Annotated in this window: 21 protein-coding genes and 2 pseudogenes; 21 read left to right on the top strand and 2 right to left on the bottom strand. The window is 37.7% G+C overall.

The window, feature by feature from the left end:
- Positions 1-260, top strand: a 260-nt coding sequence (locus V7068_RS14800; RefSeq protein WP_499713417.1) for a CPCC family cysteine-rich protein, incomplete at its 5' end; no start/stop codon positions are given.
- A gap of 261 nt (positions 261-521) precedes the next feature.
- Here the strand turns inward: V7068_RS14800 and V7068_RS14795 are convergent.
- Positions 522-1,628, bottom strand: a complete 1,107-nt coding sequence (locus V7068_RS14795; RefSeq protein WP_499713416.1) for a hypothetical protein — start codon at positions 1,626-1,628, stop codon at positions 522-524.
- Positions 1,629-3,293: 1,665 nt separating this feature from the next.
- Between V7068_RS14795 and V7068_RS14790 the strand changes: the two genes are divergently transcribed.
- From V7068_RS14790 to V7068_RS14745, 10 genes and pseudogenes are all read left to right on the top strand, one after another.
- Positions 3,294-3,587, top strand: a complete 294-nt coding sequence (locus tag V7068_RS14790) for a hypothetical protein (protein ID WP_499713415.1) — start codon at positions 3,294-3,296, stop codon at positions 3,585-3,587.
- A gap of 89 nt (positions 3,588-3,676) precedes the next feature.
- Positions 3,677-4,888: a site-specific integrase gene (locus V7068_RS14785; protein WP_499713414.1), complete on the top strand. Its 1,212-nt coding sequence runs from the start codon at positions 3,677-3,679 to the stop codon at positions 4,886-4,888.
- Between the two features lie 178 nt (positions 4,889-5,066).
- Positions 5,067-5,978: a HamA C-terminal domain-containing protein gene (locus V7068_RS14780; protein WP_499713413.1), complete on the top strand. Its 912-nt coding sequence runs from the start codon at positions 5,067-5,069 to the stop codon at positions 5,976-5,978.
- A pseudogene (locus V7068_RS14775) lies at positions 5,975-6,844 on the top strand (DEAD/DEAH box helicase); the annotation flags it as partial. The gene V7068_RS14780 and the pseudogene V7068_RS14775, both read left to right, overlap by 4 nt.
- Before the next feature lie 336 nt (positions 6,845-7,180).
- Positions 7,181-7,657, top strand: a pseudogene (locus V7068_RS14770) (TRAM domain-containing protein); the annotation flags it as partial.
- A 1-nt stretch (position 7,658) separates the two neighbouring features.
- The gene (locus tag V7068_RS14765) at positions 7,659-8,087 is read left to right on the top strand and encodes a YlbF/YmcA family competence regulator (protein ID WP_499713412.1); all 429 of its coding nucleotides are present in this window, start codon (positions 7,659-7,661) and stop codon (positions 8,085-8,087) included.
- A gap of 348 nt (positions 8,088-8,435) precedes the next feature.
- Entirely contained in the window at positions 8,436-8,972 is a 537-nt protein-coding gene (gene cotE / locus V7068_RS14760) for an outer spore coat protein CotE (protein WP_499713411.1), read from the top strand.
- A 217-nt stretch (positions 8,973-9,189) separates the two neighbouring features.
- A complete protein-coding gene (gene mutS, locus V7068_RS14755) occupies positions 9,190-11,790 on the top strand; it encodes a DNA mismatch repair protein MutS (protein ID WP_499713419.1) in 2,601 nt (866 codons plus the stop codon).
- A 19-nt stretch (positions 11,791-11,809) separates the two neighbouring features.
- Entirely contained in the window at positions 11,810-13,705 is a 1,896-nt protein-coding gene (gene mutL / locus V7068_RS14750; RefSeq protein WP_499713410.1) for a DNA mismatch repair endonuclease MutL, read from the top strand.
- A 142-nt stretch (positions 13,706-13,847) separates the two neighbouring features.
- A complete protein-coding gene (locus V7068_RS14745; protein WP_499713409.1) occupies positions 13,848-13,937 on the top strand; it encodes a DUF1064 domain-containing protein in 90 nt (29 codons plus the stop codon).
- A 571-nt stretch (positions 13,938-14,508) separates the two neighbouring features.
- Here V7068_RS14745 and glsA read toward each other — a convergent pair.
- A complete protein-coding gene (gene glsA / locus V7068_RS14740; protein WP_252283296.1) occupies positions 14,509-15,438 on the bottom strand; it encodes a glutaminase A in 930 nt (309 codons plus the stop codon).
- A 528-nt stretch (positions 15,439-15,966) separates the two neighbouring features.
- On the opposite strand from glsA, the gene V7068_RS14735 reads away from it, so the two are divergent.
- From V7068_RS14735 to V7068_RS14690, 10 genes are all read left to right on the top strand, one after another.
- On the top strand, positions 15,967-16,560 hold the full coding sequence (locus V7068_RS14735) for a hypothetical protein (RefSeq protein ID WP_499713408.1): 594 nt from the start codon (positions 15,967-15,969) through the stop codon (positions 16,558-16,560).
- 294 nt (positions 16,561-16,854) lie between these two features.
- A complete protein-coding gene (locus V7068_RS14730; protein ID WP_499713407.1) occupies positions 16,855-17,631 on the top strand; it encodes a 3-hydroxybutyrate dehydrogenase in 777 nt (258 codons plus the stop codon).
- 271 nt (positions 17,632-17,902) lie between these two features.
- A complete protein-coding gene (locus tag V7068_RS14725; protein ID WP_499713406.1) occupies positions 17,903-19,288 on the top strand; it encodes an MATE family efflux transporter in 1,386 nt (461 codons plus the stop codon).
- A gap of 180 nt (positions 19,289-19,468) precedes the next feature.
- Positions 19,469-20,536: a phosphotransferase family protein gene (locus V7068_RS14720; protein WP_499713405.1), complete on the top strand. Its 1,068-nt coding sequence runs from the start codon at positions 19,469-19,471 to the stop codon at positions 20,534-20,536.
- A 12-nt stretch (positions 20,537-20,548) separates the two neighbouring features.
- On the top strand, positions 20,549-21,298 hold the full coding sequence (locus tag V7068_RS14715; RefSeq protein WP_499713404.1) for a 2-phosphosulfolactate phosphatase: 750 nt from the start codon (positions 20,549-20,551) through the stop codon (positions 21,296-21,298).
- Between the two features lie 40 nt (positions 21,299-21,338).
- Positions 21,339-22,514 (top strand): acyl-CoA dehydrogenase family protein, encoded by a 1,176-nt coding sequence (locus tag V7068_RS14710; protein WP_252290311.1) that lies wholly within the window; start codon positions 21,339-21,341, stop codon positions 22,512-22,514.
- Between the two features lie 20 nt (positions 22,515-22,534).
- Positions 22,535-23,299, top strand: a complete 765-nt coding sequence (gene fabG / locus V7068_RS14705; protein WP_127759858.1) for a 3-oxoacyl-ACP reductase FabG — start codon at positions 22,535-22,537, stop codon at positions 23,297-23,299.
- Between the two features lie 13 nt (positions 23,300-23,312).
- Positions 23,313-23,762 (top strand): MaoC family dehydratase N-terminal domain-containing protein, encoded by a 450-nt coding sequence (locus V7068_RS14700; protein WP_499713403.1) that lies wholly within the window; start codon positions 23,313-23,315, stop codon positions 23,760-23,762.
- Positions 23,759-24,166, top strand: a complete 408-nt coding sequence (locus tag V7068_RS14695; RefSeq protein ID WP_499713402.1) for a MaoC/PaaZ C-terminal domain-containing protein — start codon at positions 23,759-23,761, stop codon at positions 24,164-24,166. Before V7068_RS14700 ends, V7068_RS14695 begins: the two co-directional genes overlap by 4 nt.
- Before the next feature lie 160 nt (positions 24,167-24,326).
- Positions 24,327-25,532 (top strand): acyl-CoA dehydrogenase family protein, encoded by a 1,206-nt coding sequence (locus V7068_RS14690; protein WP_499713418.1) that lies wholly within the window; start codon positions 24,327-24,329, stop codon positions 25,530-25,532.
- The last annotated feature ends 17 nt before the right edge of the window (positions 25,533-25,549 follow it).

Genomic DNA, 25,549 nt, shown 5'->3' with positions numbered 1-25,549 from the left:
AATATACTTGCCCTTGTTGTGGTTATAAAACATTAGATGAAGAACCACCAGATACATATGCTATTTGCGAAATTTGTTTTTGGGAAGATGATGGAGTTCAATTCGATGACCCTGATTATGAAGGAGGTGCAAATGAAGTTTCCTTAAGACAGGCACAACAAAATTTTATAAAATATGGAGCTTCTACTAAAGGTAGTCTTAAATTTGTTAGAAAACCAAATAAGAAAGATGTAAAAGACCCTAATTGGAAACCATTATAAATCGTTATTGAATGATTGTTCTTCAACTAACGGGTAGCGTTAGTTCAACAAGGAATCACTAAAAGGGCTCTTATGAGGTCCTTTTTCTTTTGCTCAAAAATCAACATTATTGTTTAACAGAGCCATTATATAAGAAGAGATTTTTTTCTTACTTGTTTGGTGGTTTTGGAGGTGGTGATTGTTGTCTTGAATGTTGGCTTTGTGTAGTTCTTCTTTTTGAATATTTTTTAATGAGAAAAGAAAAAACCACCGCAAGGTGGCTTAATTTCTCTTATTATTGGTGTGCTTTTTGCTATCGTAAACGGTTTTAACTTCTTTAAACTCCACAAAGGTATCCGCATCTTTTCCTTTTTTCTTTTTGTTTTCTTCGTGTAACAGCTTTGCTATTTCTTTGTAGCCGTTTAATTCATCCACATTTGCATAATAATTGGTTTCTTGTCTTTCTTTATACATACGCTGAAGATTTGGAAAAACTCGTCCGCCTACCACTTCAAAACCAGATGCTAGCAGAAGATAGGTATCGTTTTCTAATTTTTTAGATTCTTCGCTATGCGGAAGAAAATTCGGGTAAGCATCCTCATAAGGATAGCTGTCAATATACCTTTCTAACTCAGGAAGAGACCCTTTATATACTTCATCCATACGGTCTAAAATTTTATGATACATCTCTTTATTGTATAATTTCATCGATGCCCACAATAACGGGACGTTTTCTATGTACCACCCTAAGTCTTTCAAATCATAGACAAATGCTTCTGCTTCATCTCTAAGCTCATGCTCATAGTATAATTTTCGATTATCAATCGTTTTCATTAACACATCATAAAATTCCGATTCGATTGCACGCAGCAAAGGATTATCCAAATCTCGCTCCAATTCTTCTCTTCGTTTTTCCCATACATCCTTTGATAACAAAGACCATCGTTTTTCTTCGTGGTAATACGAAATATAAATCGCATTCTTTTTGGTTGACACATAATCTCGGTGCTGCAAATCGTTCGGTTTTAATCTCCAATATCCAATCTCACACACGACTTTCGCCAAATCTCCTGCGTAATATTCTACATAAGAACGGATATATTTTGTCCCGTAAAGAGGCAAATCTACAGGTTCTTCATAAAATTTCGGTATGTTTAGAAATCCATTTTCTAAGTTTTCTTTTTGCCCTTCTTCAAACTTCAATTCTTCATGGTCGAATCGTCTTTTCTCTGTAGACTTTTTCAAGATTTCCGTTTCTTCTTCGTCTTTTTGATGCAGTTTTCTTTTCGTTTCTGTTATTTCATTAATATCTATATATCTAAACTCTAAATCATCACAAAAATACCTCTCTTCGAATAATTGGACTAAATCAAAAAATTCTTGGCTCATCAAATCCCTCCTTTAAATGACTTTTAATAGCTCTTTTAATAGTCTACTCGCAAAACAGTAAATCCGCGTTAAAATCCGTGTTTTTTTACAAAAAAATCCATTCCAGAGTATGATAAATATGAGGAAACTCATATTTTTTGTTCATGACATTTGTCTTGAACCTCATCCATTTGGATGGAATCGTGCACACTTGGGCACATACTTTACACTCTTTTATCACGACTTCGTGATAAACCTTGTCCACTTGGGCAATAAAACATATTTTACTTTTCATCATGATTTCATGGTGAAAATTATCCACTTGGATAATAAAACGCTATTTCTCTATTGTCATGATTTCGTGGCAATCGTTGTTCATTTGAACAACCATATAAGATGAAAACATATTTACTTTCGTTTTTGGATTTCCAAAAACATTCGCATCCCTTTCTGGATGTATAAGCAGTAACCAACAAAAAAATAGGACAATAAACAGAAACAGATTTTATCCAACGATAATTTCTGGACCTGCATAACCGTCCTGCAACATTCATAGAATGGAGCATTCCAAAGAACCATTGAAACATGGTGTTTTTTCCATGTTATATGCCATTCGTTGTAGGACATAGAAAGGCAAATCATAAGTAAGGTTGCACTGTCACTTTAGTCAATGGAAAACAGGCTCATTCACCGCCTGAATCAAGATGAAAATAAATTATGCGGAGGAATTAAAATGAAACATTGCGCAGAAAAGTTTCCCTAATACTGTCATCAAAAAACATTGAAAAAAGGAGGAAAAATAGGATGGAAACTTAGAAATTGACTTTTACAATTACTTTGGAAAATGAAAGGAGACAAGGAAATCCTGTTTCAAATCGAAGATTTGGCGTTCTTATTCTAGTAGAAATGCGAACTCGAACGGTAAGAGCCATGATAAAGATGAAAAAACGGGAAAAGAAAAAAAGAAAAAATCATGTGTTGTCTGTTGCTAAAGCTTTTGGAAATTTTACAAGTTCATGATTCATGTGTAATGCAGTTGTAGTATTTAGTGATTTTATCCATGTTTGAAGTGTGTACCATTAGCAAGTCACTTGGGCAGTGAATAAACCGTCAAGTTCCGTAAAAGGCGCGATTAAACCCAACATACCTAAGTCCTGCTGGGATATGGTATCTACACCGGTGGCACGGTGTAGGCAGACTGCTTCTTGCTGTATGCTTGTCATACAGTTACCGAAAGGAAGAAGAGTGTTCGAGGCGTGAGGGCGCAGTCGTTTTATACAGTGTATAAAACTCTCGAATGTGTGGACGAATCCAAGGTAGGGGTCTTGGAGGAGGACGAAGCATCTGCAACTCGGTGAAGCATCACTGTCTGAAGGGGATTCTGTACATATGAGGAAATAAAAGAGAACGAAGTTCTCATAAGAAATTTGTTTCTTGATATGTGCAGAAAAGCTGTGGCGGAGAACAAAATCCTTCACCGAAGTCATGTGGTAGCATGGATTCATGGATAAATAGCTATTTACGCTCGTATGGTTTTGTTTCGGAGAAAACGGTTTGGATTTCCAGCAGGTTCGTGCTTGCACGAAGCGATGGAAAGACAAAACGATTTTCGGAGAAACGCTCCTGTAATGGTTGGCTTCGGCTTTTCCTTCCGCGCTTGCGCGGGAGGGAAAGGCGGAGACAGCCATGGAGGGAGTTTGCAGTTTCCTTCGTCCGTTCGGTAAAATCGAGCGCAGCGACATGTCCCACGAAGTGGGCATGTCGCAAGAGAAGATTTTATCGAATCGGACTCAGAAGGAAACTGCTGAAAATTCAGACGAACAACTGTACTTTGTCATGCCCAAAGATTCGTTCATACTTATGGTCCAGCTGACAGCATGTCAGTTGTTTGGTTGGGGCTCGATGCCCCAACCAAACAAAACGGCGCGAATATTTTTTTCCCATTTTTCCACCACACATTCGTCCGGCGCATTACAATGAGAAATATATAGCGAATGGTTCGCATGGCGCGAACCATTCGGACAAAAGACTCTTTTCACATTTAAAAGGCAACTGGGGGTGATGCTGCAATGAAAAGAGAACATGGTTTGGCGATGGTCGAACAGGCATTTGAAAAAGCCGTAAAATTAGGAGAGCTTGCTCCAACTGCTGCGAAAAAATATGTAGGATGTATCTCAAATTTCTTCAATACATTAGACAAAATCAAAGAAGAAGGTACGGATAAAAAAAGCCGTGATGCTTACAATCCAAAGTTTTGGACAGCAAAAATGGTTGATAAACATTATGATTGGCTGTACAAGCGATTTGATGGAAATGGCGAGAAACCCGTTTCAGGAGGATACATCGAAGCTACCACTCATGCCTTTGGCAAATTGCAAGATTTAGTCCGTGACCATGGAGTGTGGAAAAATCAAGGAGTCGATAAAGTTCGTGTAGGGTATAAAGGGTCCATTGAAGAAAGAAAAGGAAGACTGTATGAAAATTATGAGCGCGGTGCCCTTCAATCCAATGATGAAAAAACATCCATGAAGGCAACGGACATTGAATACAGAAAACTATTGAATACGATTGATAAAGTCATCCCTAAAACCGACAGAAACTATGAAACGATTAAAAACGCCATCATCTCTCAAGGCATAACAGGCGGCAGAATTACAGCAGAAATCAATTTAAAGGCCGGAGATATCGATTTAGAAAAAATGACGAAATTCTACGATAAAGATAAAAACAATTTCTCCAGAACAGTCCCCATGCAAGTCCAACAAAAACAATTCTACTACCAATTAACCAAAGATAAAGCTGACGGTTCTCCACTTTTCCCGTTGTTTGATAAAGACGGAAAGCAAATGAGCAAAGAAGATGCCTCCAAATACATGCAAAATACCTATAAAAAAATCGCAGAAGCAGCAGGTCTCATCGAGCGTGATGAAAACGGAAAAGTGACATCAAGGTACACGAGCCACTCAACGAGACGGGTTTTTGCCCAAAGACTTTATGATTCCACAAGTTATATGAAAAAAGAGGCAATTTGGGGCAAAATTCAAGAGTATGTCAATATGCAAGGGTCGAATAAAGAAGGGATTTTAAGAAGAATTCATAACGAAAAAGTAAGACTAAATTATTCTCGATTAAAAACGGGTAAACCGATGAAAGATTTTACCTGGGAACAGTGCAGACGTTTATATTGCATGCTTCAAATGGGACACAGTAGAACCGACACGCTATGTCAGTCGTACATTATTCCTGATGAACCGTTTTATAAAACAAGAAGAAGGCATTAAAAATGCCCTTTATGGGCATTTTTTCAGGTGAGGCTCGATGTCGATAACAGGAAATAGGGGATTTTTTCAAGGGAAAAAGTAAGGAATAAATGATTTTATATCACCATCCAGAAAATGAAATTTTTACAATATTCATTCAACATATTCTGGTATAATGAGCCTAGAGGTGTTATAAAACATGCTAAAAACACAAGTGCGAAAGTCCTTTCTAGACCACTTTTACCACGATATTAAGGACCATGTATTGGTCGAGCAAAAATGCAAACTAAATTTGCATATCCTTAAATTAACAAATAATCAGTTTGATATGACACCGCTGTTGCGAGAATTATCAAATTCTATTTTGACATTTTGTCTTTCGAACAAAGAATATCAACAATTTATAGATGAACAAAGGTTTGGCGAATTGAATCTAGCTGCACAGGAGCGCTTTCGGGATTATCAGTCGAATGAAGGTGAATTTGGGGAACTGCTTCTGTACTGTCTATTGGAAACCCACTTAGGTGCTCCGAAATTATTAACTAAAATGAATTTAAAAACATCTCATAATGACTATGTAAAAGGTGCGGATGGTATACATTTGTTAGAATTAAATGAGCAAGAGTATCAAATCGTTTTCGGAGAATCCAAAATGTACAAAACCATTCGGGCTGGATTACAAAAGGCATTCGAGTCTATTAACAGCTTTTTAACGCACGCAAAAAATAATGTGGAATATGAAATGCAGTTGATTGATACTCATTTTCACCAAGAGATAGACGATGAAGGTGCATATGTAGAATTGAAGAAAATTATATTCCCTACGGCAAGAGAAGATGAAATTCAAACGGATAAAGCTTTTGGCATTTTTGTGGGATTTGATTTTGAAATGGACAAGGATTTGAAAAAAAAGTTGTCAAATCGGGAGTTTAATTTAGAAATCCGCAGAATCATTAATGAAACAGTGAAAAAGGAATTTCCTTATATCGAAAAATTAATTGATAAGTATGAATTGTACGGCTATAACTTTTATATTTATTGTATCCCATTCAGTGAAATGAGCACAACTCGAAAGGCAGTAATAAGAAAGCTAAAAGGTGAAAGCAAATGAAGATACTTGAGAGACTAGCTGCTGATGCTTATGAAGATAAATATTTTAAAGAACTATATAGCAGGGCAAACGATTTGTTATTTAAAACCATATTTCAGGAACAAAATATGAATCTACTCAGTGAAAAGGAATTAATTCATATTTTAAGGTTTTGTGATATTTTATCTAATTCACAAGAAGCCAAACACAGGAATCTATCTTATAAAATTATTGCTCTACTTCATCCCTTTTATGAAGGAAATTCCTTTTATAAAATGGTTTCTACAGCCGTTTTGAATAAACTAGGGAACTTTCCAGCTCTTGAATTACTGGAATACAACGCGCAACTTCCATTAGACCGCGAAATTGAAAGAGAAATTAAAAAGGCATTTCATAAAATTGATGATTTTGAAGGAATTTATCTTACGGACCACCAATTTCGACTATATAAAAAGCTTCAAGCTTCAGACTCTTTTAGCTTCTCAGGTCCTACTTCAATGGGAAAATCATTTATAATGAAAATCGCTATTGCCGATTTAATCAAAAAGAACAATAAGCCCAATATTGCCATTATTGTTCCGACGAGAGCGTTGATTCACCAATTCGCAGTTGAAATAAAAACAGAATTAAATGCATTGATTGAAGAGCATGGATATACCATCATCACAACTGGAAATCTCGAAGGAATTGATATCAGTGATTCCAATTTAATTATGATATTAACACCTGAAAGACTGTTAGCATACTTATCAGATGAATCATATCCCGTTGTTGACACCTTGTTTATTGATGAAGCCCATAAATTAGCGCAGGGACAGGATAAAAGAAGTGTAACGCTATATACAGCAATCGAAAGAGCAATGTATGTTAATAGGCATATTCAAATTCTTTTTGCATCACCAAATGTAACAAATCCAGAGGTTTTTTTGCAGCTTTTTAATCGAAATAAAGAGCAAATTTTTTATTCAAACGAGTCTCCTGTTGCACAGCAATTGTTTTATATTGATTTATTAGAAGGCAAAGCGATTCATTATACCGAATACGAATCGAAAACCTATCAACCAGAAATACTTGAGGGAAAAGACAGTTTAAGTTTGGTAAATTCATTATCAAAGGATAAATCGAATTTAATTTACTGCAATTCAATAAGGCATACGGTCGAAAAAGCCATTCAATTCAGTGAACGGTTCGGCGTTGATTTATCTTCCCAGAAAGAAAATGAAAAAATTAAAGAAGCAATTCCGACTGCGTCTTTAACAACAGACTTAATCGTTGGCTACCCAAATGAAACAGAAGAGCAGTTTGAAGAAACATTATCTCTATATCGTGAAGTGGGCTTCGATGCTGCTTACACATACATTTATTCACCACGAGAAGGCACTCCAGCTGCAAAGATGAAGGATAATGTACCGATGGAAGTAAAGAAAGAGCGACTACAACGATTAAACGCAGTTGTGAATGAATTTTCAGCAGAGAAAATGCATGCATATAAAGGCAAGGTCGTAGAAGTGCTTGTGGAAGGGGAAAGTAAGAATAACCCTGATGTTTTAGCTGGTTATACAACTAAAAATAAGCTGGTGAACTTCAGAGGACCGAAATCTATTGTCGGCCAAATTGTGAAGGTGAAAATCACTGAAACGAGAACATGGTCATTAAATGGAGAGTTGGTTGAAGAAGGAGCAGCAATTGAGGTGAAGTAAAATGACGAAATATACAAAAGACGACATTTTAACAAAAGCAGCTGAACTAGCAGAGATGATTGCTAAGACAGAAGAAGTGGATTTTTTTAAGCAGGCTGAGGAAAAAATTAATGAAAATCAGAAGGTTCGTGAAATGATTGCAAGCATTAAAAGCTTGCAAAAACAAGCAGTGAATTTTCAGCATTATGGAAAAGAAAAAGCCTATAACCAAGTGCAAGCGAAAATTGAAGAATTAGAAAAGCAATTGGATGAGCTTCCGATTGTTCAGCAATTTAAACAATCTCAAGTCGATGTGAATGATTTACTGCAAATGGTCGCATCCCAAGTGTCGAATAAAGTGACAGATTTGATTATTGAGTCAACAAACGGGGATGTCTTACGCGGTGAAACAGGTTCACAAGTTCAAGCCGGCGGTGGAAGTTGTTCTTAATGAGTCATTAATCTTTACTTCAAAAATAAAAAAGTGCATGGGTTTTTCATGAAAACCTATGCGCTTTTTTTATTGGGTAGATAACAAAACAAGTAGCTAGGTAACTTTTCGCCGGATAAGCAAGCTTCTGCTTTGAAACAGGGAGAAGCTCTCTCTGCCTTTGTATTATGCTTCAGTTTTTTCAAGCACTCCTCATCCGCCCATTCGTGACACATATCCCATACGGCTATCATAAAATAACCTAGATTTACAAAATAAACGCAGTTTTCCATGTTATAAATTAATTTGCACACTAGACTTTTACCACGCATACGATGAATGGAAACTGTATGAGGAGGGTTCGCTAGCATGTCACAATATAGAGAGATTATTACAAAAGCGGTGGTGGCAAAGGGACGTAAATTTACAAAGTCCTCTCACACCATTAGCCCGGCTCATCATCCTACTAGCATTCTAGGTTGTTGGATCATTAATCATAAATATGAAGCAAGAAAAGTCGGCAAGAAAGTAGAAATTCATGGCAGCTATGAAATTAATGTTTGGTATTCTCATAACCACAATACGAAAACAGAAGTTGTTACAGAAAAAGTACGTTATACCGACGTTGTTTCCATCAGATACCGGGATCCAGATTGCTACGGTGACCAAGACATTGTTGCAACAGCGGTTCAACAGCCGAACTGTTTAGAAGCGTGCATTTCTCCATGTGGACAAAAAATTATTGTTCACGTGGAACGGGAATTTTTCGTGGAAGTGATCGGTGAAACAAAGATTTGTGTCGCTGTAAGCCCGAATGGACGCTGTGAGGATGAGTGGGACATCGATGATGACGATGATTTTGAAGACTTAGATCCAGATTTTCTTGATGAGTTCGAAGACGAATAAGATATTCTTTACCCGGATGGACATTCTTTTCATCCGGTTTGTTTTATATGGCCGGAAAGTAAGAGAATCAGAGGGATTTGGAATATCCATTGTTTTAGGGCAATCATACGAATCGGTAAACCTTTCATATCTCTAGATGCCTGAATCTAAATGGAGATGTGTTATAATGGTGATACGTATGTACGATTTTACTACAGTTTGGAAAGGTTTTGAAACAATGGCTGGATATACGCCGATGGTACAACAATATTTAACAATTAAGGCAGAGTATCAAGATGCCTTTTTATTTTTTCGATTAGGCGATTTTTACGAAATGTTCTTCGACGATGCTATTAAAGCGTCTCAGGAATTGGAAATTACGTTAACGAGCCGTGATGGTGGAAGTGCCGATCGCATTCCAATGTGCGGGATTCCTCATCATTCTGCGGCTAATTATATTGATATATTAGTAGAGCGTGGCTATAAAGTAGCCATTTGTGAGCAAACGGAGGATCCGAAGCAAGCGAAAGGAGTCGTTCGTCGTGAAGTTGTTCAGCTTATTACGCCTGGAACAAAAATGGATGGAAAAGGCTTGAATGAGAAAGAAAACAACTTTATTGCGACGGTGACAGACTTTGCGGATGGAACATTTGGCTTTGCCTATACGGATCTTTCAACTGGAGAAAATAAGGTCACTCTTATAGAAGGCAGCTTTGATGAAGTGCTAAACGAATTTGCGATTCTTGGTGCGACCGAAGTTGTGATGGCAAGTGATTTTCCGGAAGATTGGAAGAAAAAGTTGCAAGAGCGTGGTGCAAAGGCAATTTCGCTTGAAGACCATACAGAACAAACGGAGCAGTTTACATCGTTACTGCGTGATTTAAAGCAGGAAAAACAAAAGTTGGCTGTAACAAGATTATTCAATTACTTATATCGCACACAAAAACGTTCCCTCGATCATTTGCAGTCTGTACAAGCTTATGAAACGTCGCAGTATATGAAAATAGATTATTATTCAAAGCGGAATTTAGAGTTAACGGAAACGATCCGATCGACAGGGAAGAAAGGCTCTTTACTTTGGTTATTAGATGAAACAAAGACCGCGATGGGCGGACGTTTATTGAAGCAATGGATTGACCGACCGCTCATTAATCAAAAGCAAATTGAACGCCGTCAACATATCGTGGAAACTTTAAAAAATCAATACTTTGAACGCCAAGATTTACGTGACCGCTTTAAAGAAGTATACGACTTGGAACGTTTAGCTGGTCGAGTAGCCTTTGGAAATGTGAATGCGCGTGACTTAATGCAATTAAAGCGTTCGCTTCAGCAGTTGCCTATCATTCGTGAAATTGTTCGTTCATTGGGAGATTCTTCTGAAATTTCAACACTAGCTGAACGACTCGATCCGTGTGAGGAAGTGACTGATTTACTAGAAATGTCGATTGTTGAAAATCCACCGTTGTCAATCAAAGAAGGCAATATTATTCAAGATGGCTACAATGCGGAGCTTGATATGTATCGTGATGCTAGTCGCAACGGGAAAACGTGGATTGCGAATTTAGAGCGTGAGGAACGGGAACGTACAGGCATTAAATCATTAAAAATTGGCTATAATCGTGTGTTTGGATATTATATTGAAGTAACGCGTGCAAACTTGCATTTGCTTGAGGAAGGTCGTTATGAGCGAAAGCAGACGCTGACAAATGCTGAACGCTTTATTACACCAGAATTGAAGGAAAAAGAAGCATTAATTCTGCAAGCAGAGGAAAAAATTATTGGACTTGAATATGAACTGTTCTTACACATTCGTGAACAAGTGAAAGAGTATATTCCTCGCTTACAAGCGTTAGCTAAAGCGGTAAGTGAGTTAGATGTGCTTCAATGCTTTGCGACAATTAGTGAAGAACGTCATTATGTGAAGCCTGTTTTTTCAAATGACCGTACAATCCATTTGAAAGAGGGGCGTCACCCTGTCGTGGAAAAAGTATTACAAGCCCAAGAATATGTGCCGAATGATTGTTATATGAACGGTGAACGAGAGCTCCTCCTTATTACGGGACCGAACATGTCCGGGAAAAGTACGTATATGCGGCAAGTTGCTTTAACCGCCATATTAGCGCAAATCGGCTGTTTTGTATCGGCAAGTGAGGCAGTTCTTCCAATTTTTGATAAAGTGTTTACTCGAATTGGTGCTGCCGATGATTTGATTTCTGGACAAAGTACGTTTATGGTCGAAATGTTAGAAGCGCGGAATGCCATTATGAATGCAACCGAAAACAGTTTAATTTTATTCGATGAAATTGGGCGTGGAACATCTACGTATGATGGGATGGCGCTTGCCCAAGCAATTATTGAATATATTCATGAGAAAATCGGAGCAAAGACGTTATTCTCGACTCACTATCACGAATTAACGGTATTAGCAGAAGAGCTGTCACGACTACAAAATATTCATGTAAGTGCGATTGAACAAAATGGAAGTGTAGTCTTTTTGCATAAAATTAAGGAAGGCGCGGCGGACAAAAGTTACGGGATTCATGTGGCGAAGCTGGCTGAGCTCCCACAGCCGCTCATTGACCGTGCTTCCGCGATTTTGTCGCAACTCGAAAGCGAAGGAAGTCAAACCACCGTTGTAAAAGAAGCACCATCCGTTGTGACGGAGGCTGATATTGCTCAACTTTCTTTTTTTGGAGAAGAATCGGTACCTTCCGAGAAAAAAGTCTCTTCTACGAAAGAAAAGAAAGTGCTTGAACAATTACAACAACTTGAGATTCTTGATATGACACCACTTGAAGCGTTGAATGTTTTATATAAATTGCAAAAGAAATTAAAGTAAAAGAAACGAGGCGAAATGTATGGGGAAAATCGTTCAGCTTGATGAGGCACTTTCGAATAAAATTGCAGCAGGAGAAGTTGTGGAACGCCCAGCCTCGGTTGTCAAGGAATTGCTTGAAAATGCCATCGATGCAAACAGCACCATTGTCGAAATCGAAGTAAAAGAGGCCGGGCTTGAATCGATTCGTCTTATTGATAATGGAGATGGCATTCTTCCTGAAGATGTAGAAAATGCGTTTAAGAGACATGCTACAAGTAAAATTAAAGATGAAAATGATTTATTTCGAATTCGCACGCTCGGTTTTCGTGGTGAGGCGATGCCGAGTATTGCCTCCGTTTCGCAATTTACGTTAAAAACGAGTACGGGCGATGGGGCAGGGACAAAGATTGTCTTAGAAGGTGGAGTAGTGAAGCAGCTTGAAGCGACCTCTAGCCGCAAAGGAACGGATATTACCGTTTCAGATCTTTTTTTCAACACACCAGCTCGCCTGAAATATATGAAAACGGTTCACACAGAGCTTGGGAATATTACCGATGTTGTGAACCGTCTGGCATTGGCGCATCCCGAAGTGTCAATTCGTTTGTCACATAACGAGAAAAAAATTCTGCATACAAACGGGAATGGTGATGTACGTCAAGTGCTGGCTGCCATTTATGGAATGAATATCGCTAGAAAGATGATTCCGATTGAAGCAAAGACACTCGATTATAAAGTGACAGGCTACATCGCTTTACCGGAAATTACGCGCGCTTCAAGAAATTATATTTCCACGATGATTAATGGACGTTTCATCAAAAACTATGGTTTAGTGAAGGCGATTTTAGAAGGGTATCATACGTTGCTGCCAATTGGCCGATTCCCAATTGCGCTGTTGTCGGTTGAGATGGATCCGATTTTAGTCGATGTAAATGTTCACCCTTCGAAAATGGAAGTTCGCTTAAGTAAAGAACAGGAATTATTTACGGTTGTTTCAGAGACCATTAAAGCAGCTTTTACAGGTTTATCGCTTATTCCAAGCGGCTTTACACCACAGGTGAAACAGCAGCCAAAAAGTGAACAAACCATCCTTGATTTGGATCATATCGTGGAAACAAAGCACCCTGTACCTGTCATGGAAGCAAAGCCAGAACCAGCGCTTATAAAAGATTTATTAGCGAAAAAAGAAGCTCCGAGTATGAACATGAATTTCGAACCAATCCAAACCTTTGTACCTGCATTTGAACGCACTGAGCCTCAAGAAGTTCGCGAAAGTACATTGGACATGTCAGAGTCTATCGAGAAGGTTTTGATTGAAACAGGGGAAGAGCCGGCCTATGTTCAATCGGAGCAACCGCGCGTACCACCGATGTATCCAATCGGGCAAATGCATGGTACGTATATTTTTGCGCAAAACGATAAAGGGTTGTATATTATTGATCAACATGCCGCTCAAGAGCGGATTAAATATGAATATTTTAAAGAAAAAGTTGGTCGTGTTGAAAAAGAATTGCAAGAGATGCTTGTTCCAATCACATTAGAATTCTCAACAGACGAATATATCCGAATTAATGAATATAAAGATGAACTTGAAAAAGTCGGTGTCTTTCTTGAAGAATTCGGCCATAATGCCTTTATTGTTCGGTCCCATCCGCAATGGTTCCCTAAAGGCATTGAACAAGAAATTTTGGAAGAAATGATTGAGCAATTGCTTCATATGAAAAAAGTCGATGTTAAAAAACTACGTGAAGAAGCGGCGATTTTAATGAGCTGTAAGGCATCGATTAAAGCGAACCGCCATTTGCGCACTGATGAGATCCAAGCCTTATTAGATGAATTACGGCATACGACCGACCCATTTACATGCCCGCATGGTCGTCCGATTATTATTCACTATTCGTCATATGACATGGAGAAGATGTTTAAACGGGTGATGTAATTTCTAGCACTGAATAACCCTTGCTATATAAGGATTATTCAGTGCTTTTTTGGTAGATTGACCACATTTCTTACTTGGAGATTTCTTTTTGAAGTGCTTTTGAAAAATTTCTCTCTTACGAATCTTATGGAGTAGGGGAACGTTGCGCAAGATTGAGTATGCAGCAGGTTTTGAGGTCTATAACTTGGATGAATCTATGGAAGTCATCGACATAAAGGGGCTCCACCGATAGCAGAATTTAAGTTGAAACATAGAACGGAGATTTGTGGATAGGAGATTTTATATGATTAGTGAATGGAGAGTTACTATAAAGGGTAGAAAACCCCCCTCACTTACTTAACACTAAAGAAGGTTGAATAAAAAATAAAGGTAAATGCTGTTATTATCCCCATTACGAATAATGTGTTAAATAAAATTTCCATAGACGCATTCCTCCTCAAAATATTTTGAGATATACATGGAGTCGTTATAATAGAAAATTTTGAGCAGAATTACCTGATAAGAAATGCACCTCCTATTAAAGTGAGTGTAATAGAAGTTTACTACTGATATATGAAGTAGGTATTAAGGAATTGTAAATATAGTAAAATAAATATGTACACAAAGGAGAAGCATCTCTTTCTTAGATAATTCATTTACTTACCCCAATAAAACTCCCTGTTGGCAAACGACGGTCGCTAAATAAATTATTCTTAATGATGTATCATTTACCTAATCCATATATTTAGAGCTGCACATCGGTAATAGTGTGTGCAGCAAAGGTTGTTTATATGGTCTTAATAGGGTGACCATATAAACTCCTTTTAAAACATGCTCAAACTATAGTTCTTTGATAACAGCTCCAATAATTTTATTCCTGCAATACTGTTTCCTTTTTCATCTAAAGCAGGTCCGAAAATTCCAATGCCAAACCTTCCTGGAACAGCGCCCATTATTCCGCCGGATACACCACTTTTCGAAGGAATCCCAATTTTGATGGCAAATTCTCCAGAAGCATTATACATTCCGCATGTGACCATAAATGTTTTACAAATACGAGCTACGTCTGCAGGCATGATTTGTTTACCGCTTAGAGGATGGACTCCATCCATCGCAAACACCACTCCGATTCGGGCCAAATCCAAACAGTTCATTTCAATGGCACATTGCTTCGTATATAAATCCATTAGTTGTTCTACATCCTCATCCAGAATGTTATGCTGTTTTAAAAAATAACATAATGCTCGGTTTAAATGAGCCGTTTCGAATTCGGAACGTGCAACTTCCTCACAATAACTCATTGTTGAATCATTTGTCATTTCCTGAATAAAGGATAAAAGTCGCTGGAATCTCTCTGTAACAGTGTTCCCTTTAATCATATGGGTCACGACAAGTGCTCCCGCATTGATCATAGGATTTAATGGTTTTCCGGGAGCCATTGTTTCTAATTTAGCAATTGAATTGAAAGGGTCTCCAGTCGGCTCCATTCCAACACGCTCAAACACATAGTTCGATCCCCTGTCCATCAAAACGAGGGCCAAGCTAATCACTTTTGAGATACTTTGGAGGGTAATCCTTTTTTCGATATCTCCTGCTGAGATACATCGCCCGTCAGGATAGTGAATGGCAATGGATAAATCGTTTGGATTTGCTTTTCCAAGAGCGGGAATATAATCTGCAACCTTACCGTTTTTTGTACATGTCTTCGCCTCTGTTACTAAGGCTTTTAATTCATCATTTGATTGACATAGCATATTTATCACCATTAGTAGTATGAGCCAAATGCTTTGTTGATATTAAAGGCTGTGTTAAATAATATTGTGGATAAAAAATAATCGAAGAGCCCTTACTTTATAAGGGTCTTTCGGTGTTTTTTGATGAATGGACTAACACTGACAAACTAGCAGTATAGGTTTTGATTAGTTAAATAGACATGAGAAGAATCAGGAATAAAATGGTGATTGCTGCCCACTACAATTACAAATGTTCCAATAATATCTAGTTGGTGATGACCATTTACATAAATGAAGTGTATGAGATTCATCATTACATAACTAGAATGTGCAGCAAGTTTAATAGTAGGCATTATGGTTTAAAAACTGCCAAGCTTCTACAAATAAGTCTTTTTGCTCGTTTATTTTAAATCCCAAAAAATTAATATTGTAGGTAATTGTTGTTGATGATTCCTTTTGAAGGAGACTATACAACAAAAAGGAAACGCTGTAGAAATTTAATTGAACAGATTAAACCGACTATAGTGTTAACAATAGGAGGAAGAGATTATGAAAATAAAATGGTCTTCAAAGGTTTTAGCAGGCGCATTAGTTGTCTCCCTAGCTTTTAGTACAGCTTCATTTGCAAATGCACAGAGTTTAGACAGTAAAAAAACAGAGCAAACAAATAAAGTTCAGAAAGAAGATAAATCATCTAAGAAAAAGGAAAAACAGCAAAAGACTGTTGTGAAATCTAAAGTTGGTAAAACAGTTGAAAAGCGTCTAACTAGTGTAGAGTCTTCCATTACAAACATTACTAAATCTATTAATTTATATTTTGGTGTTACTGAAGATGCAATAGTTGATAAAAATTTGAGCAAAAAATCAGCATCTAAAAAATACAATAGTTATAAAGGAAAACTAAAAGCAGACATTAATAAACTTCGTGCTATTGATAAACAGTTAGCTTCTTATAAGAAAAAATATAAGGGAAATACTGCTGAGTTCGATGCATTAGCAGCAAAGTCTAAAGAACTTCAGAATTTAGCTAAGGCTGAAATCCAACGAGTAAAAGATTTAGCCGAACAGGCTTCTACTCCAAAAGAAGAAAATAAAAAAACAAACACTACAGGTAATACAACAACTAAAGAATCAGCAGTTTAATTAAGTATTACTTATTGAAGTGTATAGTTCTAAAACGTTAAAAAGTCAATATTCTTAATATTGGCTTTTTAACGTTTTAGATTAGGGTGATTGATTTCAATGGTTTTGTTATATAACGCGTTTGATTAATAATATTATTTAACGGAGCCATTGAAATAATAGCAGAATTGAAAGAAATATAAATGAGTAGAACATGTAAATAATCTAGTTATTGTTAAGCTTGACCATTTTTTCTTCTAGGAATCTGGTAAATGTCATAAAATAATAAAAATTTGTTTTATGGGAGGAGCTAATATGGTAGAAGGTAAGGTTGTGTTTATTACTGGAGCAGCAAGTGGTATTGGGAATGAAATCGGCATAGCATTTGCAAAAAGCGGCGCGAAAGTGGTATTTACCGATTTAGATGAGAAAAAGGTAAAGCAAAGTATAGCAGCGTTAGTAGATGAGGGATACGATTGTTTAGGATTAAAGTGTGATGTGACAAAGGAAACGGAATTACAGCAAGCCATTCATCAAACAATTGAGACGTATGGACAGTTGGATGTATTAATCAATAATGCTGGATTACAGCATATTGATTTAATTGAAGAATTCCCTACTGAAAAATTTGAATTGCTTGTTCAAGTGATGCTGACGGCTCCTTTTATCGCAATGAAGCACGCATTTCCCATTATGAAACAACAGAAATCAGGAAGAATTATTAATATGGCATCGATTAATGGACTTGTCGGATTTGCTGGGAAAGCAGCCTATAATAGTGCTAAGCATGGGGTAATTGGATTAACGAAAGTTGCAGCGCTAGAGGTGGCGAATTATGGTATTACTGTTAACGCTCTATGTCCTGGTTATGTGGATACACCGCTCGTTCGAAATCAGTTGACAGATTTAGCCCATAATCGCAATGTCTCATTAGAGAAAGCTATTGAAGAGGTTTTATATCCACTGATTCCTCAAAAACGGTTGCTATCGGTTCAGGAGATAGCAGATTATGCCATGTTTTTAGCAAGTGATAAGGCGAAAGGGGTTACGGGTCAAGCGGTTGTACTAGATGGAGGATATACAGCACAATAATGATTAAGCGAAAATGTAATCGGATTCATGGACAATAAATGAATATGAAAGAGAGCTAATTAGATAGGAAGCGCCTTTTCTTTTGCAGAGAAGGTGCTTTTTAATATGTGCTATAAATCATGATTAATCTCTACATTTATTGACTTAGAGTTGTTAATGAACTATTTTCGGAAAATTCATTTAAATAAAAATTCATATGACGAGTGTAAATTTGTGGTATGATACCATTTGTCTTAAAAATAGAGAAGTAATTGTAAGAAGGTGACAGCTTATGGGTAACTCCATAGACGCAAAAAAAGAGGGACAAACCTCTAAAGAATATCATTTGTTTTTCCTTACATGGCCTATCTTTTTAGAACTCTTTCTATTTATGTTAATGGGAATTGTCGATACGTTCATGTTGAGTGCGATATCAGATAATGCGGTGTCTGGGGTCGGTGCAGCTAATCAATATTTGCATATTGCTATTTTAATTTTAGAAGTGATTGGGAATGGGGCTGCGATTGTTGTTGCTCAGTATATCGGCTCGCGTAGAATGCTGGAAGTTGCCAAGATTTCTGCTTTAGCTATTGTGCTTAATCTACTTGTTGGTTTATGTTTGAGTGCTGTATTTATTTTTTTCAGCGGCAGGATGATGCGTGCATTGCATTTGTCTGGTGACATTTTGTATTATGCGGAAAGTTATTTAACGATTGTTGGCGGAGCGATTTTCCTTCAAGCAATAATTAATTCCTTAGCTTCTATTATTCGGGTGCATGGTTTTACAAAACAAGCGATGTTTGTATCGCTTGGTATGAATATTTTTCATATTATCGGTAATTACGTACTGATATTTGGGAAATTTGGTTTTCCTGAATGGGGCGTTCAAGGAGCGGCGATTTCTTCTGTCGTGAGTCGTTTTCTTGCTATATTTGTGTTTTTCTGGCTGTTGTATCGCGTAATGGAAGTGCGTGTAAAGCTCGCTTATTATGTTTCATTGTCCTGGGAGTATATTCGAAAAATCTTAAAAATCGGTGTACCTTCTGCCTTTGAACAAATTATGTATCAGAGTTGTCAAGTTGTGTTTTTATATTATGTAACGTATTTAGGAGCTAGTTCCTTAGCGGCTAGACAGTATGCGATGAACATATCGATGTTTATCTATTTATTTGCTTTAGCTATTGGCATGGGAACGGCGATTATTGTCGGTCATTTAGTTGGTGGAAATCGGCAGAATGAAGCGTACATTAGAGTATGGAAAAGTGCAAAATGGGCAAGTGGGGTAACTCTTGTCATGGTAGTCATCGTCATTGTGTTTCGTGAACAATTTATGCGTTTATTTTCAGACGATCCTGAGATTATTCGTATGGGAGCGAGTGTTTTAATTCTCAGCATTTTGTTAGAAACAGGACGGACTCTTAATATTGTCATTATTAATTCGCTAAGAGCAGCTGGAGATGCAAAATATCCTGTATATATTGGTTTAATCTCAATGGTCGGCATGAGTCTGCCATTAGGGTATTTTCTTGTGTTTCAGTTGAATCTTGGATTAGTAGGAATTTGGCTAGCAATTGCAGCGGATGAATGGACGCGGGCTATTATTATGTCTTTTCGCTGGAAGAGCCGCACTTGGGAAAAGCATTCTCTTGTAAAGCCTGAAAGTTCGGAAGCGGCATAAAGATGTAAAAAGCGATGACTCAAGAGGTGTATTCCTTTTGAGTCATTTTTATTGTGCGAAAAAATAAAAATGGAAAACACTTGAAATTTTTCATGTATCTATTGTACAATAAATCTATAACATACCAACCGGTTAGTTAGTTAATGAAAGCGGATTCAAATAGAATAGGAGGGAAAATGGATGAGTCATAAAATCATCGATACAAAGCCAGTACGAAAGGGCGAAGAATTAAACGCTCATGTACTGGAAACCTTCTTGAGAAAACATCTAGATAAACTGCCGGATGAAACTTTAATAATTGAACAGTTTGGAACAGGACTATCGAATCTTACATACTGTTTAAAAATAGGAGAGTGGGAAGCCGTTTTACGTCGGCCGCCTAAAGGTCCAGTTGCTCCGAAGGCCCATGATATGGGGAGAGAATTTCGAATTTTGTCTGAAATTCATCCGATTTATTCATTAGCTCCAAAACCTTACCTCTTTTCTGTAGATGATTCAATTGTCGGTAGCCCATTTTTTATTATGGAACGAAAAAAAGGCATTGTAATTGATTCACAATTTCCGTCACATATTCAATCTACTGCCAAACTACGTCAATCGCTATCTAAGATGATGGTAGATCAACTAGTTACCCTTCACAATATTGATTACACAACAACACACCTTATTGAAATTAGCCGACCTAATGGGTTTATGGAACGACAAGTACATGGCTGGATTGCTCGATATGAACGAGCTAAAACTCATGATATTAAAGGAGTTGAACAGCTTCAAAAATGGCTTGTTAAAGAAATTCCAACCCCTTCTACTGCTACGATTATCCATTACGATTATAAATTTAATAATGCGATGTTTTCCGAAGATTTAACTTCAATGATTGGTTTATTTGATTGGGAAATGTCCACAGTTGGTGATCCTTTAGCGGATCTTGGTGCAGCGATGAGCTATTGGACACAGGCAGATGATCCGGATTTATTAATTCAAGGATTGGGAAAAACGCCGATTACGGTTCAAGATGGTTTTCTCACTCGTCATGAATTTATCGAATTATATGCGAAGAAGAGTGGACGAGATGTAAGCAATATTCATTTTTACTTAACATTTGCGTATTTCAAATTAGCCGTCATTTGTCAGCAGATTTTTTATCGCTACTATAAAGGACAAACGAATGATCCGAGATTCGAGCATCTTCATCGAACTGTGAACAGTATTATTCAACATGCCATTAATATTTCTACTGAAGAATAAGGGGGTGCACGTTTGACAAAAATTCACTTATTAATGAAAAAAGAAGAAATTGATTGTGCGAAAATGGCCGACAATAAAATTGCTGTTGTATTTGATGTACTGCTAGCTACATCAATGATTACATCAGCCCTCTATCATGGAGCAAAAGAAGTGATTCCGGTATTAAATGCGGAACAGGCGCTATTCGAAGCAAATAAACGAAAAGATGATAGCTGCATTTTAGCAGGGGAATATGAAGGGAAAGTGATTGACGGTTTTCTAGGTCCACATCCTTTGCAGCTGCAATCGTCACTTTTTCAAAAGTCGCTGATCCTATCAACAACAAATGGAACCGTTGCCATTCGAAAAAGTTCATCCGCAAAAAAGGTGTACATTTGTTCTTTGTTAAATGGGCAAGCCGTCGCCAATAGACTTGCTGCTGCGTTACATGATGAAACAATTATTGTCGTCTGCTCTGGCTCATCAAATGAATTTTGTTTAGAAGATTTTTATGGAGCGGGTTATTTTCTATATGAGCTCCTTCAACAAAAACAAATGAAGTGGGAGCTTTCCGATGCTGCACAGGCTGCCTTAGCTTTTTATACACATTCGCCTAAGAATGGGAGCTCATTGTTGAATCAATCTCGAGTAGGAAAACTGTTGAAACAATACGGGCTGCAAGATGAAATAAACTTTGTGGCAAGCGAGGGAATAATCCCTACTGTTCCGGTTCTTACCAATGATTTTAGAGTCATCGCAGAAGAACAACATATTGTGAAGTAAGCCTATCTCTTGAGAAAAATAAAAAATAGGAGCTGATCATATGTATTTACGTTTATCAGATGAACAAAAGATGGTTCAAAAGACGATTCGAAAATTTGTTGAAAAGGAGCTTATTCCATTAGAAAATGATGTACTTCGAAATGAAAGAGAAGGGAAACCTTCCTTAGCTCCTGAGAAATTAAAAGAGCTTCAATTAAAGGCGAAAGAAGCTGGTTTTTGGGGAATTAATACACCCGAGGAATATGGCGGGGCGGATCTTGGACAAATGATGATGGCGCTTGTTTATATGGAAGTATCGAAAACATTTGTCCCTTTCACATTTGGAGGTTCGGCGGATAATATTTTATATTATGCCAACGCAGAACAAAAGAAAAAGTATTTACTTCCAACGATTAATGGAGAGAAAAAATCATGCTTTGCGATGACAGAACCAGATGCAGGATCCGATACAAGAGGGATTAAGATGACGGCTGTTAAAGATGGAAATGAGTGGGTATTGAACGGAGAAAAAACGTTTATCACAGGTGGGAATGAAGCAGATTTTGTTATGGTTATTGCGATTACAGATAAAGAAAAACACGCGAAAACAGGACGCGATGGAGTAACCTGTTTTATTGTAGATCGCGATATGGGCTGGAAATCGGAATATATTCATACAATGGGCGACTGGGGACCTGCTGGTTTAGTATTTGATAATGTACGAGTACCTGAAGAGAATATTTTAGGTGAATTGCATGGCGGCTACAAATTAGGTTTAGAATGGATTGGTTTTGCTCGCTGGATTGTAGGGGCCCGTGCGGTTGGAACAGCAGAACGACTGTTACAAATGGCTATTGATTATTCACAAGAAAGATATACATTCGGTAAACCAATTGCTGATCGACAAGCAATTCAATGGAAAATTGCTGATTCGGCAGTTGAGATTGAAGCGGCTAAATGGTTAGTTTTAAATGCAGCGTTTACGTTGGACCAAGGAGAGGATAATCGTCATTTAGCTTCGATGGCCAAATTATATGGGGCGAATATGGGAAATCGAGTCGTAGACCGCGTACTGCAAATTCATGGAGGCATGGGGTATACAAAGGAATTGCCAATTGAACGTTGGTACCGTGAAGCGAGATTGTGGAGAATATATGACGGAACAGATGAAATTCAACGTCTTGTTATTTCAAGAAATTTATTAAAAGGTCATGTGAAAGTAGGTCAGTACGTCTAAAACAAAGGGGGAGAGTTCAGATGAGTAAACGATTTGAAGGGAAAGTCGCTTTTATTACAGGAGGCAGCAGGGGAATTGGGAAAGCAGTGCTTGAGCAATTTGCTGAAGAAGGAGCAATTGTAGCTGTCATTGATGTGAATGAAGAGGCGTTAATGTCCACTGCGAATGAGTTTAAAGAAAAAGGCTATACGATTTATGCGAAGGTTGCGAATGTCGTAGATTCAGAGCAAGTGAAAGCGGCTGTCAAAGAAGTATATGACTTATATGGTTCGGTTGATATTTTAGTGAATAATGCGGGTGTTATTCGCGACAATCTATTATTTAAAATGACTGATTCTGATTGGCAAACCGTTATGGATGTTCATTTAAAAGGCGCATTTAATGCGACTCAAGCTGTTCAAGAGTATATGGTTCAAAATAAATATGGCCGAATTATTAATATCTCTTCTACTTCTGCACTTGGTAACCGTGGACAAGCAAACTATGCAACGGCAAAAGCGGGTTTACAAGGATTTACGAAAACGTTAGCAATAGAATTAGGTAAATTCGGGATTACAGCTAATGCTGTTGCACCTGGTTTCATTGAGTCAGATATGACAAAAGAAACCGCAAGCCGGATTGGTATTTCCTTTGATGAACTCGTTTCAGCAAGTGTGGCTAATATTCCGGTTGGTCGAAGTGGCCGACCAGCTGATATTGCTAACGCTGTCGCTTTCTTTGCAGATGAAAAATCCTCTTTTGTGAATGGCCAAGTGATTTATGTAGCTGGGGGACCAAAAACATAAGGGAGGGATATAGATGTTTCAATCATTTATTGGTGCATGCTCGGATAAAGTGAAAAATCGAGTTGAAAGAGGAGCGGTAAAGAAGTTTGCTGCTGCGATTGGAGATCTTCATCCTATTTATATAGATGAGGAAACAGGAAGAAAATCTCGGTACAAACAAAATATTGCCCCGCCCACTTTTTCACGAGTGTTCGACTATGGAACGATTGATGGATTAAACCTTCCAGCAAAAGGATTAATTCATGGTGAACAAACATATACGTTCAAACGCCCGTTATTAGTAGAGGAAGAAGTATATTGCTATACAGAGATTATGGATTATTACGAGAAATCTGGGAAAAACGGAAAAATGGGCTTTTTAGTGTTACACAATACCGGTGAAGACCGTAATGGTGAATTTCTATTTAAAGCTAAGCAAGTGGTTATTATTACAGAAACGGTTCGAAAGGAGATTTCTGTATGACGTTACTTCAACAATTAGAAGTCGGGGAAACGTTAGCCGATATCCAATTAGAGCCTGTATCACGGTTAGATTTAATTAAATATGCAGGAGCTTCTGGAGATTACAATCCGATTCATACGATTGATGAAGAAGCGAAAGCGACGGGGTTACCAGGGGTCATTGCTCACGGTATGTGGACCATGGGCAATTTATCCAAGTTATTCACCTCATATTATGAGGAAGGATTTATTGAAACCTTCTCGATTCGATTTAAAGGTATGGTATTTCTACATGATGTGATTCGCTTACAGGCTACGTTAGCTGAAAAATCACCACAAGCATTGCGGTTCCAAGTTAGAGCTGTCAATCAACATGGAGAAGATGTGATAGCAGGAGAAGTGATGTATGCTCTGTATGAATTGTAAACGGATACAAAAGTGATGGTTCTCTAACAAAGAGCCATCACAGTTACATAATAGATTATAGACAGATAGATAAGCATAAGACTAGTCAATTGAAATAAAACATGAACTAACATACTGACTAGTTAGTATTAATTAAAAATCATAAAAGGGTGTGTTTATGATGAATTTCACATATTCAGATAAGGTGAAGCAATACGAACAAAAACTATTGCGTTTTATGGACGATTATGTGTATCCCAATGAACGATTATATAAGGAACAATTAGATCCGCATAATCGTTTTGCTAAAACGCCCCCGATTATGGAAGAGCTAAAACAAAAAGCGAAAGATCAAGGCTTATGGAATTTATTTTTACCTGACAGTGAATATGGGGCAGGATTAACGAATTTGGAATATGCCCCTCTTTGTGAAATAATGGGTCGCTCTAGCATTGGGTCTGAAGTGTTCAACTGTGCGGCCCCTGATACAGGAAATATGGAAGTGCTCGTCCGCTATGGGACAGAAGAACAGAAGCAACAATGGCTCCATCCCTTACTAAATGGTGAAATTCGTTCTTGTTTTTCGATGACAGAGCCTGATGTCGCTTCTTCAGATGCGACGAATATTCGCACGAGTATTGTTCGTGAGGGTGATGAATATGTCATTAACGGAACAAAATGGTGGTCATCGGGTGCAGGAGATTCGCGCTGCAAAATTGCGATTGTTATGGGTAAAAGTGATACGAAAGCGAATAAATATGAGCAGCAGTCAATGATTCTTGTACCTTTAGATACAGAAGGAGTAACGATTAAACGAATGTTACCTGTTTTCGGTTATGATCATGCTCCACATGGTCATGCAGAAATTGAGTATAAAAATGTAAGGGTGCCTGCCTCCAATATGATTTGGGATGAGGGGAAAGGATTTGCCATTGCTCAAGGTCGATTAGGACCTGGCCGGATTCATCATTGTATGCGAACAATTGGTGCCGCCGAAAGAGCGTTAGAAGAACTATGTAAACGAGTAGAAAATCGACAGGCTTTCGGTAAGAAACTAGCTGAGCAAGGTGTTATTCAAGAGTGGATTGCCGAATCCAGGATTGAAATTGAACAAGCGAGACTTCTTACATTGAAAGCGGCTTATATGATGGATACAGTTGGAAATAAAGAGGCCAAAGCAGAAATTGCAATGATTAAAGTCGTCGCTCCCAATATGGCTTTAAAGGTAATTGATCGTGCAATTCAAGCACTAGGTGGTGCTGGTGTAAGTGATGATTTCACTTTAGCAGCAAGCTACGCCAATATTCGAACATTACGATTAGCAGATGGTCCAGATGAAGTTCATCGTAGAGCAATAGCCAAATATGAACTGCAAAAATACCGTTAAATAAAGGAGGAACGAAA

The sequence above is a fragment of the Bacillus sp. JJ634 genome (assembly GCF_036962285.1).
Classification (GTDB): Bacteria; Bacillota; Bacilli; order Bacillales; family DSM-1321; genus Peribacillus; species Peribacillus asahii_A.
The sequence above is the reverse complement of the archived record's forward strand: the minus strand, read 5'-3'. Positions and strand labels throughout refer to the sequence as shown.

Coding starts and splice junctions, on each gene's coding strand:
- V7068_RS14710 (WP_252290311.1), top strand. CDS start 21,339: ATGTATTTACGTTTATCAGATGAACAAAAGATGGTTCAAAAGACGATT.
- V7068_RS14725 (WP_499713406.1), top strand. CDS start 17,903: ATGGGTAACTCCATAGACGCAAAAAAAGAGGGACAAACCTCTAAAGAA.
- V7068_RS14790 (WP_499713415.1), top strand. CDS start 3,294: ATGGAGGGAGTTTGCAGTTTCCTTCGTCCGTTCGGTAAAATCGAGCGC.
- cotE (WP_499713411.1), top strand. CDS start 8,436: ATGTCACAATATAGAGAGATTATTACAAAAGCGGTGGTGGCAAAGGGA.
- V7068_RS14695 (WP_499713402.1), top strand. CDS start 23,759: ATGACGTTACTTCAACAATTAGAAGTCGGGGAAACGTTAGCCGATATC.
- V7068_RS14780 (WP_499713413.1), top strand. CDS start 5,067: ATGCTAAAAACACAAGTGCGAAAGTCCTTTCTAGACCACTTTTACCAC.
- V7068_RS14700 (WP_499713403.1), top strand. CDS start 23,313: ATGTTTCAATCATTTATTGGTGCATGCTCGGATAAAGTGAAAAATCGA.
- V7068_RS14730 (WP_499713407.1), top strand. CDS start 16,855: ATGGTAGAAGGTAAGGTTGTGTTTATTACTGGAGCAGCAAGTGGTATT.
- V7068_RS14765 (WP_499713412.1), top strand. CDS start 7,659: ATGACGAAATATACAAAAGACGACATTTTAACAAAAGCAGCTGAACTA.
- mutS (WP_499713419.1), top strand. CDS start 9,190: ATGGCTGGATATACGCCGATGGTACAACAATATTTAACAATTAAGGCA.
- glsA (WP_252283296.1), bottom strand. CDS start 15,438: ATGCTATGTCAATCAAATGATGAATTAAAAGCCTTAGTAACAGAGGCG.
- V7068_RS14795 (WP_499713416.1), bottom strand. CDS start 1,628: ATGAGCCAAGAATTTTTTGATTTAGTCCAATTATTCGAAGAGAGGTAT.
- V7068_RS14720 (WP_499713405.1), top strand. CDS start 19,469: ATGAGTCATAAAATCATCGATACAAAGCCAGTACGAAAGGGCGAAGAA.
- mutL (WP_499713410.1), top strand. CDS start 11,810: ATGGGGAAAATCGTTCAGCTTGATGAGGCACTTTCGAATAAAATTGCA.
- V7068_RS14690 (WP_499713418.1), top strand. CDS start 24,327: ATGAATTTCACATATTCAGATAAGGTGAAGCAATACGAACAAAAACTA.
- V7068_RS14785 (WP_499713414.1), top strand. CDS start 3,677: ATGAAAAGAGAACATGGTTTGGCGATGGTCGAACAGGCATTTGAAAAA.
- V7068_RS14735 (WP_499713408.1), top strand. CDS start 15,967: ATGAAAATAAAATGGTCTTCAAAGGTTTTAGCAGGCGCATTAGTTGTC.
- fabG (WP_127759858.1), top strand. CDS start 22,535: ATGAGTAAACGATTTGAAGGGAAAGTCGCTTTTATTACAGGAGGCAGC.